Annotated in this window: 11 protein-coding genes; 2 read left to right on the forward strand and 9 right to left on the reverse strand. The window is 65.7% G+C overall.

Annotated elements, in window-relative coordinates; all coding sequences use genetic code 11:
- Window positions 1–67 precede the first annotated feature (67 nt).
- The 9 genes from HLG70_RS16025 to HLG70_RS16065 all read right to left on the reverse strand — a co-directional run bounded on the left by HLG70_RS16025 (window position 68) and on the right by HLG70_RS16065 (window position 14,992).
- Window positions 68–6,100, reverse strand: coding sequence for a DUF3320 domain-containing protein (locus HLG70_RS16025; RefSeq protein ID WP_171661977.1), 6,033 nt, complete (start codon window positions 6,098–6,100; stop codon window positions 68–70).
- A 268-nt stretch (window positions 6,101–6,368) separates the two neighbouring features.
- On the reverse strand, window positions 6,369–7,196 hold the full coding sequence (locus HLG70_RS16030) for a lysozyme inhibitor LprI family protein (RefSeq protein WP_171661976.1): 828 nt from the start codon (window positions 7,194–7,196) through the stop codon (window positions 6,369–6,371).
- A gap of 37 nt (window positions 7,197–7,233) precedes the next feature.
- Window positions 7,234–8,367, reverse strand: a complete 1,134-nt coding sequence (locus HLG70_RS16035; RefSeq protein ID WP_419144822.1) for a hypothetical protein — start codon at window positions 8,365–8,367, stop codon at window positions 7,234–7,236.
- A gap of 135 nt (window positions 8,368–8,502) precedes the next feature.
- Window positions 8,503–9,198, reverse strand: coding sequence for a hypothetical protein (locus tag HLG70_RS16040; protein ID WP_234103531.1), 696 nt, complete (start codon window positions 9,196–9,198; stop codon window positions 8,503–8,505).
- Between the two features lie 298 nt (window positions 9,199–9,496).
- The gene (locus HLG70_RS16045; protein ID WP_250157072.1) at window positions 9,497–11,581 is read right to left on the reverse strand and encodes a DUF4387 family protein; all 2,085 of its coding nucleotides are present in this window, start codon (window positions 11,579–11,581) and stop codon (window positions 9,497–9,499) included.
- Window positions 11,582–11,715: 134 nt separating this feature from the next.
- Entirely contained in the window at window positions 11,716–12,642 is a 927-nt protein-coding gene (locus tag HLG70_RS16050; RefSeq protein ID WP_171661973.1) for a LysR substrate-binding domain-containing protein, read from the reverse strand.
- A 12-nt stretch (window positions 12,643–12,654) separates the two neighbouring features.
- A complete protein-coding gene (locus HLG70_RS16055) occupies window positions 12,655–13,083 on the reverse strand; it encodes a VOC family protein (RefSeq protein ID WP_171661972.1) in 429 nt (142 codons plus the stop codon).
- A 194-nt stretch (window positions 13,084–13,277) separates the two neighbouring features.
- Window positions 13,278–13,877, reverse strand: coding sequence for a nitroreductase family protein (locus tag HLG70_RS16060; RefSeq protein ID WP_171661971.1), 600 nt, complete (start codon window positions 13,875–13,877; stop codon window positions 13,278–13,280).
- Between the two features lie 203 nt (window positions 13,878–14,080).
- A complete protein-coding gene (locus HLG70_RS16065; RefSeq protein WP_171662040.1) occupies window positions 14,081–14,992 on the reverse strand; it encodes a LysR substrate-binding domain-containing protein in 912 nt (303 codons plus the stop codon).
- A 122-nt stretch (window positions 14,993–15,114) separates the two neighbouring features.
- Here HLG70_RS16065 and HLG70_RS16070 point away from each other — a divergent pair, with 122 nt between their 5' ends.
- Together HLG70_RS16070 and HLG70_RS16075 are read left to right on the forward strand one after the other, a co-directional pair.
- Window positions 15,115–15,930, forward strand: a complete 816-nt coding sequence (locus HLG70_RS16070) for an aminotransferase class IV family protein (RefSeq protein WP_171661970.1) — start codon at window positions 15,115–15,117, stop codon at window positions 15,928–15,930.
- Between the two features lie 97 nt (window positions 15,931–16,027).
- Entirely contained in the window at window positions 16,028–16,198 is a 171-nt protein-coding gene (locus tag HLG70_RS16075) for a hypothetical protein (RefSeq protein ID WP_171661969.1), read from the forward strand.
- The last annotated feature ends 65 nt before the right edge of the window (window positions 16,199–16,263 follow it).

The following is a 16,263-nucleotide window of genomic DNA, read 5'->3' on the forward strand; positions in this document are numbered from 1 at the left end:
CATCGGACGCGTTGCGGCTTCCGGCGATATACCGCTGGCGCAAGACTCGCAATTACAGTCTGACACCTTACACCGCCCGCAGCAGCCCCCCTTCTTCCCGCAGCTTGCCGCGTTCGGCCAGCCCGGCCACCGCCAGTCCGATCCGGACTTCAGCATCCGCCAGCGTCCGCGCCATCCCCAGCATCCGGCACACGGACTTGACCACATCCGCCTTCGGCGCGTTTCCGGCCATGGCCAGCACATGCAAGACCCCGTTGGCCAGTTCCTCGATGCACACGTCGTCAACCCGGCGGCGCGTGGCCTCGTCGTCCCCCGCGCCCCGGAAACCCTTCCATTCCTCAGGATTCGCACCGGCCGGCCAATAGAACGTCGCGTCGCCTTCCTGGCTCTGCCCCACGTCCACCGGCGTCAGCGTCCGCAGTCTCTCCACAATCCGGACGCCAGTCCGCTCCAGGCCCCAGGCCCGGGCCACCTTCCGATGCAGCAAGGTCTCCGCGACCGGTCCTTCGGTCTCGATCACCAGGCGCAGCTGCTCGACCAGTTGATCGTTATTGCTCCGGCTGTAGAACGCCTCTGAATCTCCACCGCTCAGTTCAGCCGGCCGATAGGTCGTCAAGCCGCCAGCCGCAACGTTCCCGGCCGCAGACTCGGACGTGCCCTCTTCCGTCGTGATCGCGAATTCCACGGAATCGCCCGCCTCGGAGGATTGCTCCTGCGCCGCTTCCTCGGGCTCCACCTCCGGCTCTTCCTCCACCTGGCGGTCCAGCTCCGAGTTCAACCGGGCCAGCAGCTTCTCCACTTCCCGCTCCGGATTGATCCACCAGTCCGTCGACCAGACCCGATGCAACCTCCATCCCAGCCCTTCCAGCACCACTTGCCGCAGGCGGTCCCGATCCCGCGCGGTGGCGCCGGAGTGATAGGCCCTGCCATCGCACTCGATCCCCATCAGGTACCGGCCGGGCGCGCGCGGATCCACCACGCCCATGTCGATCCGATAGCTCGAGCAACCGACTTGCGGATGCACGACCCAGCCGTGTTCGCGCAGCACCTTGATGACCTGCGTCTCGAACGGACTGTCCGGTTCGCGCCCGGTGGGCAGCGACTGCTCGACCAGGGCGCGCGGGCCTTTCAGCGCGAATTCCAGGTAGTGCTTCAAATCCCGCACGCCGGTTGCACGCACGCGGGACAGGTCGATCTGTTCCGGCATCAGGGTGCTGTAGATCACCACGCCTTCCCGGGCACGCGAGATCGCGACGTTCAGGCGCCGGTGCCCGCCCTCGCCGTTCAGCGGGCCGAAGTTCATCGTCATCTTGCCGGCTGCGTCCGGGCCGAAGGTGATCGAGAAGTAGATGATGTCGCGTTCGTCGCCCTGCACGTTCTCCAGGTTCTTGATGAAGAGCGGCTCGCGGGCCTGGGCCGAGATGGCTTTGTCCAGCTCCGCATTGGCGCGGCGGCGGGCGTCCAGCAGGGTTTCTATCAGTGCTTGCTGGGGCTGGTTGAAGGTGACCACGCCCAGCGTCTGACGGCGGCGGGTCTTGTCCAGGTAGTGCTGCTCGATGCCCAGGACGATGGCTTCGGCTTCGCGGCGGTTCGTGCGGCTGCCGCCGCGGTCATAGACGCCGGCGACCTGCTCCAGGCGCACGGCGACGTCGTCGGTGACGGGCGATGGGAAGGTGATCAGCTGCGAGTCGTAGTAGGTGACGTTGCTGAACGTGATCAGGCTTTCGTGCTTGCTGCGGTAGTGCCACTGCAGGCGCAGGCGGTTCATGTCGGCGCCCAGGCATTCGTCCAGGATGCTCTCCAGGTCTTCGACCTGCCCGTCGTCGCCGGCGCCGTCCTCCTCCACCGTGGATTTGCTGAAAAAACTGGTGGGCGGCAGTTGCTTGGTGTCGCCCACCACCACCAGTTGCTGGCCGCGGGCGATGGCGCCGACGGAGTCCCACACGGGGATCTGCGAGGCTTCGTCGAAGACGACGACGTCGAATTGGGAGTGGCCGGCGTCCAGGTATTGGGCCACGGACAGGGGCGACATCAGCAGGCAGGGCTTGAGCTTGGGCAGCAGCGTCGGCAGGCGTTGCATCAGCTGGCGCACGGGAACGTGGCGAGCCTTCTTTTGCAGTTCGCGCCGCAAGAGGCCGAGCTCGCTGTCGGGACTGACCAGGATGCCGTTGCCGGCGGGCACCTTGCCGGCCAGCACCGCGGCGATGTAGGCGGAGGTCAGTTGCTGGAAACGGTCGTCGGCCTGGCGGAACTCACGGATCTTGCGTTCGTGGTCGGCGCTGGAGAACGACCGCAGCATGGGCGAATGGTCGATGACTTTCTTCACCCACCAATTGCGGTAGCTGAATTCAAAATGGGCTTCGACCTGGGCCAACGGAACGCGGCCCTGCTCCAGCGAAACGACCAGGCCCTGCAGCTGCAAATGGACCGCCTGCTCGCGGGCCTGGCGCCAGACGCACCACGGCATCAGGAATTGCTTGTTGTGGCGCCATCCGGCGATGACAGCCTGGATGCGTTCCAGCGCGCCGCCGGCATCCGCGCCGCCCGACAGGGCCTCGGTGGGTTTGGCCAGCGCGTCGACTTCGGCCAGCCTGTCCTGCAGCACGCGCCACGCGTTGCGATAGTCCAGCAGGCTCTTGCCCAGGGACGCGCCGGGCAGCAAGAAGGCGCGGTTCTCGCCGACCAGCGGCTGCAGGCGCGCGCGCAGGTCCCCTGCAAGCGCCGGGTCGCCCGCCGCCAGCGTGACGGCATCCGCAAAGCGCTGCGCCCATTGCTCGTGGCGCCGGACCTGCTCCCAGTCGGTGCCAAGGCCCGTATAGGCCTCTTGCAGCAGGCGCTGGGCGTCGGCCTTCAGCGCAGCGAGTTCGCGATCTTCGATGTTGACCAGGGCCAGAGGCGCCAGGACCGCGTTGATCGCTGCGTCGTCCGGGCGCTGGCTGTCGGTGCGATAAGCGGCCAGTCGCTTGCGCATGGCGCGCTTGGCGAAGGCGGACTTGGGCCACCACGCCGAGCAGGCGGCCAGCCATTGCGCCTTGAGCGTGTTGGCGTCCAGTTCCGCAAGCTGCGCATTCCACCGCGCGCCCACCTGCTCCCAATGCGCGTTGCGCGCCAGGCCGTGGCGGGCCATGGCCTGCACCTGGAAGCGCGCGGCGGGGTCGTGCGCCTGCGCGGCCAGTCCCGCGGGCACTTGCGGAGCGGCCAGCAGCACGTCGATCAACTGATCCAGCCTGGCATAGGCGTCCAGGCTCAGGCCGGCAGCCGGCAAGCCCAGTCCCTCGCCCGCACTGGCTGCCCGATCCTTGAAACCGGCTATCGCCTGATCCAGCGCCTGGGCGGCGGCCAGCAGCGCATCCTGCCAGCTCGGGCTCCATTCGGCCATGCCGATGTGCGCCAGCGGGTGGCCATGCAGCTTGCCCAGCTCGCCAGACAGGGTGGACATGCGCCTTGCCGCCTCTCGCAGCCGGGCGAACTCCTTGCGTTCATGCGCCGCTGCGTCCGGCCAGGACATCGGCGACGGCTCCTTGCCGGCGTTCTCGATGCACGTGCCGATCGCGTCGTAAACGGTCAGGCCGTTGGGATACTCATGATGCAGCGCGTCGACCAGCCCGTTCAATTCCTGGCGCAGCACGGCCAGGCGCTCGGCCTCGCGGGCCCAGTCGTCGGACGTGCGCTGGCCACTGTGGTCCAGCGCCTTGCCCAGCTGCTGCAGGACTTCGGATTTGCGCGCCTTGGACGAATGCAGTTCCAGGCAGAACGGGCCCAGGCCGATGTTGGCCAGGCGGCGGTGCACGACCTCCAGCGCGGCCATTTTTTCCGAGACAAACAACACGGTCTTGCCGCGCGCGAGCAGGTGCGCGATCAGGTTGGTGATGGTCTGGCTCTTGCCGGTGCCCGGCGGGCCTTCCAGCACCAGGTCGCGGCCGGCGTCCACCGCGCAGATGGCCTTGAGCTGCGACGAGTCGGACAGCAGCGGGGTCAGCAGGTCTTCGGGCTTGTAGCTGTCGTCCAGGCGGTCGAAGCGTTCTTCGTAAGGGGCTTTCGCGAAAGCCTGGCCGGGATGGTCGATCAGGTGCTGGACGACGCGGTTGGCCTTCAACTGCTCGGTGCGGTCCTGCAGGTCCTTCCACATCAGGTACTTGGTGAACGAGAAGATGCCCAGGTGCGCCTGTTCCAGCACCTCCCAGCCCGCGATCTCGCGCACCGCCAGCCGGAAGGCCTGCAGCACCCGGGCCACGTCCACGCCCTTGTCATCCGCGGGCAACGCGGCATCCAGCCCGGGGATGCGCAGCTCGTAGTTGTTGCGCAGCATCTGCAGCAACGTGGGGTTGATGATGGTTTCGTCGTCGTGCCGAACCAGCCGGAAGCCGCTGCGCACCGACTGGCGCTGCAGGGACACGGGCACCAGGATCAGGGGAGCCAGGTGCGCGTTCTCCGCGCCGGGCGTCTCGGTCCAGCGCAGCATGCCCATGGCCAGGTACAGCGTGTTGGCGCCGCCTTCTTCCAGGCCGGTGCGCGCCGCGCCGAAGATGGTCAGCAGGTTGGCGTCCAGCGCCTCCTGCGACACGCGGGCGATCAGTTCCTTGTTGGACAGCGCCTCCAGCGCCATGTCGTCCAGTGGCGCGCGGCCGCCCCGGCCGATGTGCACTTCGGCCATGCGAGGATCGTTGCCTTCCATCAGCGCGGCCGGCAAGGGACGGATGCGGAACTCGCTGCCATCGACGATGGCGTCCTCCAGCCGGCCCAGGTCGGGCACCACCAGCGGCAGCGTCGACTTGGTGATCTTGAAGTTCAGCAGGCGGTTGCGCAGCGTCAGGTCCAGCAGGCGCGACTTCCATTTGGCCAGGCGGCCTTCGGGCGTGTCGTCGGCGGGTTCCAGGCTGATGACGAATTCCGGGTCCAGCGGCGGCAACTCGGGCGTGGGCTCGATGGCGGCGGGCTGTTCCGCCGGTTCCGTGCCGCCGGGCGTCACGGACACCACGCGCGACGGCAGCGGCTTGATCTGCAGTTCACGCGCGCGGTGGATGTCGATGGCATAGCGGAAGGTGTCTTCTTCGCGCAGGTGCGCCGCGCCCTGCTCCAGCGCCAGCCGCAGCGACGCGCGGTGGTTGGGATGCTGGGCGATGCCGGTGGTCTCGAACACCAGGAACTCGCCGCTGTCCACGCGTTTGCGCACGGCTTGCACGTCGTCCGTCAGCGGGTCCGCAAAGCAGGCCTGATGCAGCCACACGCCTACCCAGGCGTGGCCGTCCTTCATCAGGATGACCGGACGCAGTCCCGCCTGCTCCAGGCAGGACGAGAACAGCATGGCCAGGTCCAGGCAGGTAGCCACGCGGGCTTCGATGATGCGGTCCGGCGTGCGGATCTTCTGGCCGTCCACGCCGAAGGACGCGGGCGGCTCGGCGTAATGGAGGGTCTCGGCAGCCAGCGTGCTGTAGATGGCGGACACCTGCTTCCAGACCAGATCGCGGCTCTTGGACTGGTAGCCGTTCATCGTCAGCTCGCTGTGCTGGCTGCGCAGCAGCGCGGCCGCCTTGCCGATCAGCACATCCACGGCCGGGTTGTTCGGCATGGAGAAGGCGGCCAGCAGCTCGGGCAGGGCCCGCGTGCCGGCCCACTGGTCGTAGGCCAGCACGGTGATGGGCTGCGACGCGCGGCCCAGCTCCTGCGCGCCGGACTGCACAACCACGTTGATGCTGGCGCGCACGGCCTCTTGCAGGTCGGCGACGTAGGCGTGGTCGGGGGTCAGGTCCAGCGGAGAGACGCGGCGGATTTCACCGGGAACCAGACTGTCGAAACGCAGCTTGACGCTCTGCGCGAAGGCCGGGTTGCAGGCAATGTGGACTTCGATGTTGTCGCAGCTGTGCGGCGAGCGGTTGCTCAGGCGCAGCGAACGGACAATGGGGACCGCATTCTGGATGGATGCGTAACCGAGTGTCGGGTCGGCCTCGATGTCGATGGTGATGAGCGCAAGAGATGCCGCTTCAGGAGCGGAAACTCCGGGTGGCGCGCCGTGAGGGATGGCGTCGGGCACATTCGGCCCCGCGGCATGCGCCGCCCCCTCCTGGATCGCCGGCTGTTCCAGGTCTTGTCGCTTATCCATCCATCTCTCTCGGTTCGGTTCATCGCCGGCCAGCGCCGGTGGCGCGTCCCGGACACCCGGGACAGGCCAGGACGGGGCATCGGCCCCGCCATGCATCGTCAAGCCTGAATTCTAAGACGCGCCGGGCCTGATTCCTTCGGCAGGTCCGAAGTTTTGCCGATACGGCGTGCGCCTGCGCCACAGGCCGTATCGAACAGCCGCCTGGAGTAACAGATCGTTGAATTGCCTGGGTCCGGCGGACAGCCGTCCGGCGAGTTCCCGCGTCCGGCTATTTGGCGGGAGGATAGGCCGTATCGACCAGGCAGGCCCGCGCCCATTCGAAATCGTCCGAGTCGTAGATCTCTCCGTCGAGCTTCGGCAGCGGCTGGGCGGAATAGACATAGTCCGGCTGTTCCGGCTTCCGGTTCCATTTCGCCTGGCCTTCGGTATCGGAGCACGCCTCGTCCTCGCTGCTGAACGAACACGACGCGATGACCTTGGGTTTGCCGTCCACGATATTGGCGACGTACCGATTGGTGTAGACCCTGCCCGATGCCCATGACTCGTCGACCGTGCAGACCCGATCGTTGTTCTGGTAGTGGCGAATCGCGAAGCAGGCATAGTTCCTGTAGTCGCGCGGCAGCACATCGCACGACGTCCAATAGCCCGCGTAGGCGCCACCGGTGAATTGCGCCTGGAATTTCCTCTGGCTGAGCGCGCGGCCGATCATGGCGGGCGTGGCGGGTCCCTTGCCGGTTTCCTTGAGTTCCGCCGTGCGGTTGACGATGAGCTCGCGCACAATCTCGCCGGCGGATTTTTCATCAGGCAACGCATCGGGCGTGCCGATAAGCGTGTCCATCGCCTGGTCGCGCGCCGCCACCCACCGCTTCTGGCTATCCACCAGCATGGCGCGGACCTCGCTGTCCGGCGCCTGCTTCAGCATCGCGCGATAGGCCCGGTTCAACTCGGCGTCGGCCGCCACCGTCTTGCGATCCGAGCAGATCAGCTTCTCGACCGCGCTGCTGGCCTTCTTGCAATCTATCGCCAGGGCGGGCGCCGGCAACGTGAACAATCCGGCCAGGCACAGCAGCCGTACCGCGGGCAATCCTGTTTTCATCTGATTCTTCTTTGTTCCCATACCCAGGCGGACGGCCTCAGCGGCTGATGACTTCGCTGTCTTCCATCACGATGCGGTAACGGTTGCGCAGGTCCAGCACATAGGTGAAGTTCGAAGTGCCGGTGGCGGTCTTGCCGCGCTCGGGACTGGACACCTTGTAGTCGTAGATGCCGACCACCATGCACATCCCGTCCTTGCATTTGGACTTGAGCGAGCTTTGGTCCACGACGAAGCGGCGGATCGGCCAGCGGCCGAAATATGCCTCCTTGTCCGCCAGGATTTCCGACTTGGGCCGCTTCTTCTTGAAGTAGTCGACACTGTCCGCGTAGAACTCGCGCGTGAAGTTCATGGCTTCTTCGTTGGTGCCGCTGCCCGCCTGGATCATCAGGGCGGCCGCGTTGATCGCCTTCTGCTCGTCGGAAATGGCGGCCGGCGCGGTTTCCTTTTTCATGTAGGGATTGTCGGGCGCGGCCGGAGCGGGCTGCGCGCCTCCCTGGGGCGGCAGCGCTTGTGCCTGCGAAGGCGCGGGGGCCGCCGCGGGCGCCGGGCGTTGGCCACCGCCCGTTCCGCCTTGCGGGGGTTCGTTGCGCGCCGTCTGCACGTTGCCGCTGCGGTTGATGCCGTACTTGGCGATTTCCTGCGGCGTGAAAAAGTACATTTCCTTCGACGGCGTGCTGAACATGATGCCCAGCACGTCGGCCGAGACGCCGTATTTCGGCAACGTCGCGACGATATCCGACACGCCGAACTGGGCCTGTTCGCCCGTCAGCTCCGGCGCGGATATCTGATGCACGCCCAGGCGGCCGTCGGCGATGCGCTGCCGGCCTGCAAAGAAGACGAACGAGCACGCGGAGGCGCAATAGCTGTCCTTCGGAATGTAGGTATTCAGGCCGCGCTCATAGATCTCTTCGGCCACCACCAGGCCGATGTGCACCAGCCCGCCGCCATTGTTCTGCAGGATGATGGTGGCGATGCCGGGATGTTCGCGCAACGCCTTCTTCAGGTTGAGCATGTCGTTGGCGCCGACAGCCGAGTGGTACATCAGCAGGCTGGGCGCGCTTGGAAAGAACAGGAACGGACCATAGCGCTCGGGCTCTTCGGCCGCGGGGGCTTGCCGTTGCGGCTGGGCGGGCGCTTGCGCCTGGGCGTAGGACATGCCTGCCCAGGACATTGCCACGCACATTCCAAAAGCCGTTAGTTTTGTTTTCAGCATCGGTTCTGTTCTATCGCAAGTGGAGAGTGAGCATTTCTCGAAGCAGGCCGCGGGATGCAGGCATCCTGGTGCGCCCGTAAGGCCGCCAATTTATCAGTCTTTATCCACCGAGCGCATGTCGCAGGTGGTTTCCTCGTTCGAACACACGCCCCGGAACCAGGCCCGCGCAATGCCGCGGTCCTTCTCGGGGATGTCCTGCAAGCGTCCATCGGACGTGGCGCGGGTATTGAGCTGGTAGTCCAGCAGCAGCCATTCCCCGCTGCAGGCCACGATGTTCTGGATCTGCCCCCTGTCCGTCAGCCAGTCGCCGCCCAGATCCAGCAGGCGTTCGCTCTTGCTGTCGGGCTGGGCATAGCCGCGGCCGGACTGGATGCCGACCCTCGCGTCGTCGGACCTGATCCACCCCGAGCCGCGGTACACCTCGCGCGGCGGCGCGCCCTCGGCCTCGTTGTAGTCGTCGCTGGCCTGATCGATTTTCAGCCAGCCGTTCCGTGCTTCGGTGACACGAAATCTGACGCTGTAGGTGTATTCGGACTCTTCCTCGTCGGCCGTGACGGGCAGCATGCCGACCCGGGCGGCATCGGACGACGGGCCATCCCTGACCGGAATCGCAGGTTTAAGACTGTTCGTCCAGCCGTCGAATTGGCACGCCGTGGCGCCCGGGGGAGTCCAGGCCTGCGCGGCGAGCGACCGGGACGGTGTCGCGAACGCGCACGCCGCCAACGAGACAGAGGCAAGGAACAAGGCGGCGCGGTGTCCGGGTCCGGACTGCTTCATATCGTCTTCCATCACACGCTCTCTCCGCCGTGTCGGCAGACTCTGCAATCAACCGCCTTCGGTGCGTAGTCCCGACTATCCATGGCGATGCTTGCCACGCCGCTGGGGGCACCAGCGCGTCGAATTTCGGGGACACCGTCAGCAGCGGGCAATTTTGCATGAAATCCGTTGACGCAATCGCAACAGAGTTCGACACCCTGAAACCTTTCGTCGCATTTCCCGAAGAAGGCAAAGCGTGGCGGCGCACCAACAAGTGCCGTCCGTCACCCAAACCTGCAAGTAAGTGCTTGCTCAGAACCCGCTGCGGGATCTATAGCGCCGAGGCCATCGCCAGGCTTTCCGCGTAGTGCGGAATCCGCAAGCGCTCAATGGCCGACTGCTGCTGTGCCCCGAATACGTCGCGCTCGTCGGCCGACGCGGAGATATTCGGCCGGTCTATCGTCAGCTTGATTGCGTTGCAGCTGTCCACGAAGAATGTGCCGACGACGCGTTCAGGCGCCACGCCCAACACCCGCGCCACATGCGCGGGGCAGAACACATTGGAATTCAAGGCCGCCTCGTAATCGACCGGTGAGTTGAACACGATGTCGAAGGTCAGGCGGTTGATGCCTGCGTCCTTGCTGCGGATCACCACGGCCATGTCCAGCAGGCGCCGTTCGCTGCGCGGTTCGCCTGCCGGGGGAGCGTCCGCGATCAGCGACAGGCTGCGGTCGTCCAGGTTGCCCTCGTAGCGGGTCGTGCCGATATCGAAGTACCGGGGCCGTTCCGAACCGCTCTCCGTCCAGTCCGCGCCATTGGCGCGGTAGCAGGTGATCGGGAACATGCGGTTCTTGATGATGTCCTCGTTCAAGAGCAGGTGGTAGAGCGACCATTCGTAGGCGTCGCCCGCGTTCAGGTCCAGATGCGATCCCGCCTGGGGCCGGGCCAGCGACAGGACACGATCCAGCGCCGCGCGGTGGCTGGCGGCCAGCCGTTCCGGGTCCCGGTCTATGGTCCGCACCAGCGCCACCGGGCGCTGCGCGCCGGCCTCATGGATCTGCCAGCTGGCTTGGCGCAACGCGTCCGGGAACTCCGCTTCAATCAGCTTGATCACCGCGTCTTTGACCTTTGGGTAGTTGGCCAGGAATACGGGATCGCGTGTTCCGCTGGGCACGAGGGCGCCGTATTGCCCGTCGTCGCGACGAAAGCTCACCAGGTTCGGCGACAAGGGATAGGCGATATTGCCGGCGGTAGCCTTGCGTCCGGGATAGCCGTAGTGAATCAGGTAGTGGGTCAACAGGCTGGCCAGGGTCTCGGCCGCAGCCGGAGTGGACGCGCAGGTTTCCACGATCAGACCCAGTTCCTGTTCATTGTCCTGCACGGGCATGGCCTGCACGCCGTTGCGGCCGTAGACCAGCACGTCGGCGGGCACGCGCGCCAGGTCAGCCGGGTCCAGGTGCAACAGCGCCACCTTGCGCTTGCCCAGGTAGCGCGAACCTTCAAGCTTGATGCTCCAGGGCCAGGGCTTGGCGGCGTGCACGAACTGGCTGTTGCGGATGCCGGCGGTCCGGGCGTCGCGGGCGAAGAACTCCGTGCGCTCCATCGCCAGAATGCCCTCCGGATAGAACTGCAGCTGGGGATGGCTTTCCTCATAAAGCGAGTGCGCCGCGATGGAATACGGGGTGCACCGCCGCGCCGGGTCCGGCGCCACGAACAAGGCCGTGCCATCGTCGTAGATTTCGGCCACCAGGCAGTCCGAGGGCGACCCCGGGTCGCAGGCCAGCGCACCGCATTCCAGCACGTGGCCCACGTGATAGGCCAGGCCCGGATCGATGCCGCGGCGGATCATGTCCGACGCAAACAGCGCGACGTCGCAGGACCGCCCCGCCAGGATGTACTTCGCGCCGCTCTCAAGCGCGGTGATCAGCGGATGTATGCCCATCTGTCCCACGATGGTGCTTTCTTTCAGCGCATCCTCGTTCAGCGCCGGGCCGGCGCCCGTGGCCTGGAGCGCGCCCGCGCGCAGTTCCTGAATGACGGTGGCGGGGTCCAGCTCGGACCGGATGACGGCCACGGAACGGTTCGTCACCCCGAGTTCGCCGAACACTTCCTTGGCCACCTCGATCATCCAATCCAGGTTGCGGTTGCCTCCGGCCATGCCGCAGCTGCCCAGGATGACCGGCCCCTCGATCCGTTCGCCCGCTTCGACCATATGGCGGAAGTCCGCCTTGACCGCCTCGCGTTCGAAGTACTCCTCGCCCGTGCCCAGATAATAGGGGCCGGCATCCATCGACCCCGCATCGGATATCACCGCGTCGATGCGGCCTTCCAGCGCCTTTTTCAGCGATTCATTCGGAAATCCATACCCCAGCGCGCCGCAAGCGGAAACCACGCGATAGATCAGCTTGGCCATCATCACTCTCCTTGTCATGCAGGCCGCTGAAATTGCGATTCCTGCTTGGGAGTGAAGCTTCCGCTGATTGGCCTGGCCGGAAAAATACTATGTCGATATGCGGGTATAGGGCGCGGATATGGCTGGGCAGCCCCGCTTCAGGAAGCAATCGGCTCGGCGCCGGCCAGGCCCTTTTCTTCGACCTGCCGTCGCACGAACTCGCTCAGCAGCGCCCGGACGGCCTCGGCCGGCGGAGTCAGCGGCACCTCGTTCGACGCAATGACGCTGGCCGTCAAATGCACCGGCGGTTCAATCAGCACCGCCCAGATGGTGCCGTAGCCCGGCACGCCCGAGAAATCGCCAAGCGGCAGGATTGTGTTGCCTATTCCCGCCTGCACCGCCGACAGCATTCCTGAAAACACCTCGGTTTCAGCCACGATCTGCGGAACGATGCCGGCCTTGGCGAACAGCCGGTCCAGCATGGTGCGCGTGATGTTCGGATGCGCGGGCAAGATCAGCGGCATGTCCGCAAGCTGCTCGAAACGCACTCCGGATGGCCGGCGCCCGGCCTTGCGGGGACTGACGACGAAAAGCCGCTGCCTGAACAGCGGCTGGCGCATAAAGCCCGTAAACGGTTCGTCCTCGAACACCAGGGCAAGATCCAGCGTACTGTCGCGGATGCGATCACCCAGCTGTCCGCTGGCGCCGCTGCTGAAACGCAGGCTGATCTTGGGCAAGGTTGCCTTGCAGGCCTCCATCAATGTGCCCGCCAGGAAGGAGGCCAACGTGGACGACATGCCGATACGGACCACGCCCTGCATTTCCCCGCCCAGCGACCGGACGATCTGCGGGATCCGCTCCATCTGGCTCAGGATGGAGGCGGCTTCCGTGTACAGGGCGGCGCCCGCGGCGGTGGGACGAACCCCACGGGCGCTCCGGTGCAGCAGCACTACGCCCAGCTCATCTTCCAGCGCGGCGATCTGCTGGCTGAGCGCCGGCTGCGCCACCGGAATGAGCGCCGCCGCGCGCGAGAAACTGCCCGCCTCGACGATCTTCACGAAGTAGCGCAGGTGGCGGAGTTGCACACGGAATCCCCGTCAGAACGTCACCTTGACCGACGGCGCGCTGCGTTCGGCTTCGCCGTGGAACACGGCTTCGATGTTGTTGCCGTCCGGATCCAGCACGAATGCACCGTAGTACCCGGGGTGGTAATCCCGGAACCCGGGAGCGCCATTGTCCTTGCCGCCATGGGTCAGCGCCGCCTTGTGGAACGCGTCGACCATGGCCTGGTCCCGCGCCTGGAACGCCAGGTGATGGCGCCCGGTCAGCTGGCCCTGCGCGGCCTTGCTGTCGGCCGTGGAAACGAACAATTCGTCGGCCCAGAAATACCCTTCTCCGGTGCCGCCCATCGGCACCTCCAGCGCATCGAACACCGCCTGGTAGAACCGTTGGCTGGCGGGCAGATCGCGCACAACCAGCTGGATGTGATCGATCAGGCGGCCACGATGGATTTCATTGGTCTGCATGATGACTCCTGTTGGGGGGCTCGCTTGAATATAGCGCTATCCGCCGCATTGAAAGAGCAGCATCAGGCGAAAGGCGCCCCCCTAATCCAAACAGAGAATCCAGCCCCCGAAAAACAGCAAGCCCGCATTCCTCATCGAGAAATGCGGGCTTGAATACCGCGGTCATCGCGGGCGTCCGGGGACGCCCTGCATCATCAGCCGATCACGCGGAAGCGCTCGGCGTCGTCCATGAACGGCTTGGCGCCGAAGCCGGCTTCGTTCGAGCCGAAGGGCATCTGTGCGCGCAGCTTCCAGTAGGCGGGAATGTTCCACTCGCGCGCCACGGCGGCGTCGATCAGCGGGTTGTAGTGCTGCAGGCTGGCGCCGACGTCGGCGTTGGCCAGGGCGGTCCAGGCCGACAGCTGGGCCATGCCGCCAGCTTGTTCCGACCACACGGGGAAATTGTCGGCGTACAGGGCAAACTTTTCTTGCAGGCTGCGCACCACGTCCTGGTCTTCGAAGAACAGGACCGTGCCCACGCCGGCAGCGAAGCTCTTGAGCTTGGCTTCGGTCTTGTCAAAGCCTTCGGCGGGCGCCACCTTGCGCACTTCCTCGATCGCCAGACTCCAGAGCTTCTCGCTTTCGGCGCCGAACAGGATCACGGCGCGCGAGCTTTGCGAATTGAACGACGAGGGGCTGTGCTTGATCGCGTCCTGGATCAGCGTAGCCAATTCTTCCTTGGAGGCCGACAGGTTGCGGCCCAGCGAATACTGCGTGCGGCGCTTCTTCAGGGCGTCGAGATAAGCGTTGCTCATAAGAATATGACCTTTCGACTAGTAGATAGAGGGAGTATGGGAAGGAATTCTACCGGCTGGCCCATGACAGGAACACAGGTTCAGCCGCATTCATGCTGGAACAAACTGTTCCATCCATGATGCGAATGCTGCTTGAATGAACGCAAGCACGACGAATGCCCCTGCGCCGGGCACCGCAAAATCCGGGTGCCCGCGCCTTCCATTCAGCGCTTCAGTTCTCCGGCGATCCACGTCCGCAAGGCCTGCACGCGGGGATCCTCCTGGCCCAAGGCCGGATAGACCAGGTGATAGGCATACTCCGGCGCGACCCTGACGCCCACGTCGAACAACCTGACCAGCCTGCCCTGCTCCAGCTCCCGATCCACCAGTTCCAGTTCGACCAGGCCAACCGCGCCGCCCTCCATCACCGCCTGCACCACATGGCTGGATTCCGTGAACGCCAGGCACCGGCTGTCGTCGAAATCGTGCACGCCAGCGGCGGCCATCCACATCGGCCAGTTCGGCCAGACGATCCCGTCCGGCTTGCAGTCCACGTAGCACAGCGTATGGGCGGACAGGTCCTCGGGCTTGAGCACCTTCGGGCCATGTTCCAACAGCTTGGGGCTGCACACCGGCACAACCACCGTGTCGAACAGACGATGCGAGATCGCCCCGCCGTACTTCCCTGCCCCGTAGCGGATCGCGACATCCACATCGTCGGCATCGAAATCCCGCAGCTCGTCGCTGATATCGAAGGTGAGCTCCACGCCCGGGTTCGCGGCGCGGAATTGCGGCAAGCGAGGCAGCAGCCAATTGGTGGCAAATCGCGCGCCCACCGAGATGCGCAGATGCGCCGCGCCCCGGCTCATGCGGCGGGCGCGGCCGGTGGCACGCCTCAGGATGTCCAGCGCATCGCCGGCCGCCTCGAAGAGCACCGCGCCGGCGGGCGTCAGCTGGATGCTGCGGCTGGTGCGCGTGAACAGCACGATGCCCAACTGGTCTTCGATTTCCTTGATCTGGTAGCTGACGGCCGCGGGAGTCAGGCCGACCTCGTCGGCGGCACGCGTGAAGTTCAGGTGGCGGCCGGCGGCCTCAAAGGTTCTCAGCGCGCGGGTGCCGGGCAGCATGCGGTTCATGATCTTCAAGCTAAATTCAATGGTTGGTTGAAAACTACTGGTTTCTCATGGGAGAAGCAATATCGGATAGTAGTGAAACTTGATAATCCCGGCGACGGCCCGTCGCCTTTTGGAGTACAGCAATGTCAGTCAGTCCGGCATCTTTCGTGATTCAACGCAACGGCCAGGCGGCCACCGCCAACGATCTGGGGCCGCTGGCCTTCGCGGGCTATGCGCACTTTACGGCGATGCAGGTGCGGGCGGGCCGCGTCCGTGGCCTGGACCTGCATCTGGCCCGGCTGAGGGCGGCGTCGATGGAGATGTTCGGCCAGGCCCTGCCCGACGTACGAATCCGGGAATACCTGAGGACGGCCATCCAGGCCAGTCCGGCGGATCACTCGCTGACGGCGACGGTGTATTCCCCGGCGGGAGAGTTCACCGTGGCGGGGCCGGATGCGCCGCTGCAGGTGCTGGTACGCACCGCCCCGCCATCATCCGGCCCCGCCGGACCGCTGGCCCTGGCCGCGGTAGAGCACGAGCGCGCGCTGCCCCAGGTAAAGCATGTGGGCGAGGTCGCGAAAACCTATTTCCTGCGCCAGGCGGTGGAGCTAGGGTTCGATGACGCGGCATTCGTGGACCGCCACGGGCGGCTAAGCGAGGCATCGATCTGGAATCTGGCGTTCTGGGACGGCAAGTCGGTGGTGTGGCCCCACGCCGACATGCTGGGCGGCACGACGATGGGAATCGTGCGGCGGCAACTGGACGGGATCGGCGTGCCACAGCGCGCGCAGGCGATTACGCTGGCCGACCTGCCCGCCTTCGCGGGCGCGGCAGTGATGAATTCCTGGACACCCGGGGTGCCGGTGAATCGGATCGGTGCGGTGGATTTGCCCGATGCGCCGGTATTCCTGGAATTGTTGCACCGCGCCTACCAGGAGGAAGCGCCGGTCTTGCCCTGATTGTCGCGACGCCGCCGCTCCAGTTTCCGACATCGCGATCCTGATTGCCGTCATCGGCGGCGGTATCGGCAGCGCCCTCCTGCTGTTCACGCCTGGCATGACGCAAGTCCTGGGCGCCCTGGCGCTGGCCGCCACCAATCTGCTCTGCTATCCCTTCGTCGTCGCATACTGGCTCGCTTCCGGCAAGCCTGGCCTGATCAGCGCGCTGTTGGCCTTGCAGACCTTGGGCGTGATTGCGCTCCTGGTCTGGTGCGCCAAGCTGGGTTAACCACAGCCCCGCAACTGGGCTAGCTCGCGCCGGCCCGCGCCATCAGGGCATTCCCCTATTACTCG

Source organism: Achromobacter deleyi (assembly GCF_013116765.2).
Lineage (GTDB): Bacteria > Pseudomonadota > Gammaproteobacteria > Burkholderiales > Burkholderiaceae_B > Achromobacter > Achromobacter deleyi_A.